Consider the following 2,422-nt stretch of genomic DNA (forward strand, 5'->3'; position numbering starts at 1 on the left):
GGTCGGCCATGCGCCCAGGCTATCGGGACTGCGGGGGTGTGCAACCTTGGGGATGCCGCAGAGTCACGGACGAAACCCGCAAGCGGCCATCGCGACGACCACCGAATTATCTTGACATCAAGAGACTTTGCCGAGGTGCGATAGGCTGAAACCACACCCTGGCCGCCTCTACGGAGAGATCTGACGTGCCCGATTCCACCATCATCTACACGTACACCGACGAGGCGCCGGCTCTCGCCACCGCGTCGTTCCTGCCCATCGTGCAGGCCGTCACGAAGCAGGCGGGGGTCGACGTCGAGACCCGCGACATCTCGCTCGCCGGCCGCATCCTCGCGGCCTTTCCCCAGCGCCTCACCCCTGAGCAGCAGGTGGGCGACGCGCTCGCCGAGCTCGGCGGTCTCGCGACGCTGCCCGAGGCGAACATCATCAAGCTGCCGAACATCTCGGCATCCATCCCGCAGCTCAAGGCCGCGATCGCCGAGCTCCAGTCGCAGGGCTACGACATCCCCGACTACCCGGACGAGGCGTCGAGCGTCGAAGACAAAGACGTGCGCGCGCGCTACGACCGCATCAAGGGCTCCGCGGTGAACCCCGTGCTGCGCGAGGGCAACAGCGACCGTCGTGCCCCCCTCGCCGTGAAGAATTACGCCAAGAAGCACCCGCACCGCAACAAGCCGTTCGGCGAGGGCTCGAAGACCCGCGTAGCCACGATGGGCCACGACGACTTCTTCTCGAACGAGAAGTCGGTCGTGATCGCCGACGACGACGTCCTGTCGATCCAGCACGTCGCCACCGACGGCACCGTGACGACGCTCAAGGAGGGACTGAAGGTCCTCCAGGGTGAGATCGTGGATGCCACCTTCCTCTCGGCCGCGGCCCTCGACGCGTTCCTCGCGGACACGCTCGAGCAGGCGAAGGCCGACGACGTGCTCTACTCGGTGCACCTCAAGGCCACGATGATGAAGGTCAGCGACCCGATCATCTTCGGCCACGTCGTGAAGGCCTTCTTCGCCGATGTCTTCGACCGTCACGGCGACGCCCTCGCGGCCGCCGGTCTGACCCCCAACGACGGTCTCGGCTCGATCCTCGCGGGTCTGGCGAACGTCGAGGGCGGCGACGCCATCGCCGCCGAGATCCGTGACGCCCTGGCATCCGGCCCCCGCCTGTCGTACGTCAACAGCGACAAGGGCATCACCAACCTGCACGTTCCGTCCGACGTGATCGTGGATGCCTCGATGCCGGCCCTCGTGCGCAACGGTGGCAAGCTGTGGGGCGTCGACGGGGGAGAGGACGACACCCTCGCCGTCATCCCCGACTCGTCGTACGCCGGTGTCTACCAGGCGACCATCGAGGACGTCATCGCCAACGGCCCGCTCGACCCGGCCACGATCGGTTCGGTGCCGAACGTCGGGCTCATGGCGCAGGCCGCCGAGGAGTACGGCAGCCACGACAAGACCTTCGAGATCGCCGCGCCCGGCCGCGTGCAGGTCGTCGCCTCGAACGGCGATGTGCTGCTCGAGCACGAGGTGAGCACGGGCGACATCTGGCGCGCGACGCAGACCAAAGACGTGGCTGTGCGCGACTGGGTGAAGCTCGCCGTGACCCGCGCCCGCGCGACCGGTGTCCCGGCCGTGTTCTGGCTCGACGAGAACCGCGCCCACGACCGCAACCTCATCGCCAAGGTCAACGAGTACCTCGCCGACCACGACACCGAAGGCCTCACGATCGAGATCCTCGCCCCCGCCGAGGCCACGACGTACTCGCTCGAGCGCATCCGCCGCGGCGAGGACACGATCTCGGTCACCGGCAACGTGCTGCGCGACTACCTCACCGACCTGTTCCCGATCCTCGAGGTGGGCACGAGCGCCAAGATGCTCTCGATCGTTCCGCTGCTCGCGGGCGGTGGCCTGTTCGAGACCGGTGCCGGCGGCTCCGCCCCCAAGCACGTGCAGCAGCTCGTCGAGGAGGACTACCTCCGCTGGGACTCGCTGGGCGAGTTCTTCGCTCTCGCCGCGTCGCTCGAGCACCTCGCCGACACCACGGGCAACGAGCGCGCTCGTGTCCTCGCCGAGACCCTGGATGCCGCGACCGGCACGTTCCTCGAGAACGACAAGTCGCCCGGTCGCGCCCTCGGCACGATCGACAACCGCGGCAGCCACTTCTACCTCGCCCTGTACTGGGCGCAGGAGCTGGCGAAGCAGACGAAGGATACCGACCTCGCCGCGGTCTTCGCGCCGGTTGCCGAGAAGCTGGCGGCCGAGGAGCAGACCATCGTGTCCGAGCTCAACGCGGTCCAGGGCCATCACGCCGAGATCGGTGGGTACTACCGTCCCGACACCGCGCTTGTCGAGAAGGTCATGCGCCCGTCCGCGACGCTGAACGCGGTGGTCGACGCGCTGCGCTGAGCCGCTCACACGCTGAA

1 protein-coding gene is annotated in these 2,422 nt (G+C 67.9%); it reads left to right on the forward strand.

Annotated features, from left to right (window positions below; all coding sequences use genetic code 11):
• Positions 1–185 precede the first annotated feature (185 nt).
• Entirely contained in the window at positions 186–2,405 is a 2,220-nt protein-coding gene (locus tag P2P98_RS14970) for an NADP-dependent isocitrate dehydrogenase (RefSeq protein ID WP_275800928.1), read from the forward strand.
• The last annotated feature ends 17 nt before the right edge of the window (positions 2,406–2,422 follow it).

The organism is Microbacterium sp. Kw_RZR3, from assembly GCF_029222405.1.
Lineage (GTDB): Bacteria > Actinomycetota > Actinomycetes > Actinomycetales > Microbacteriaceae > Microbacterium.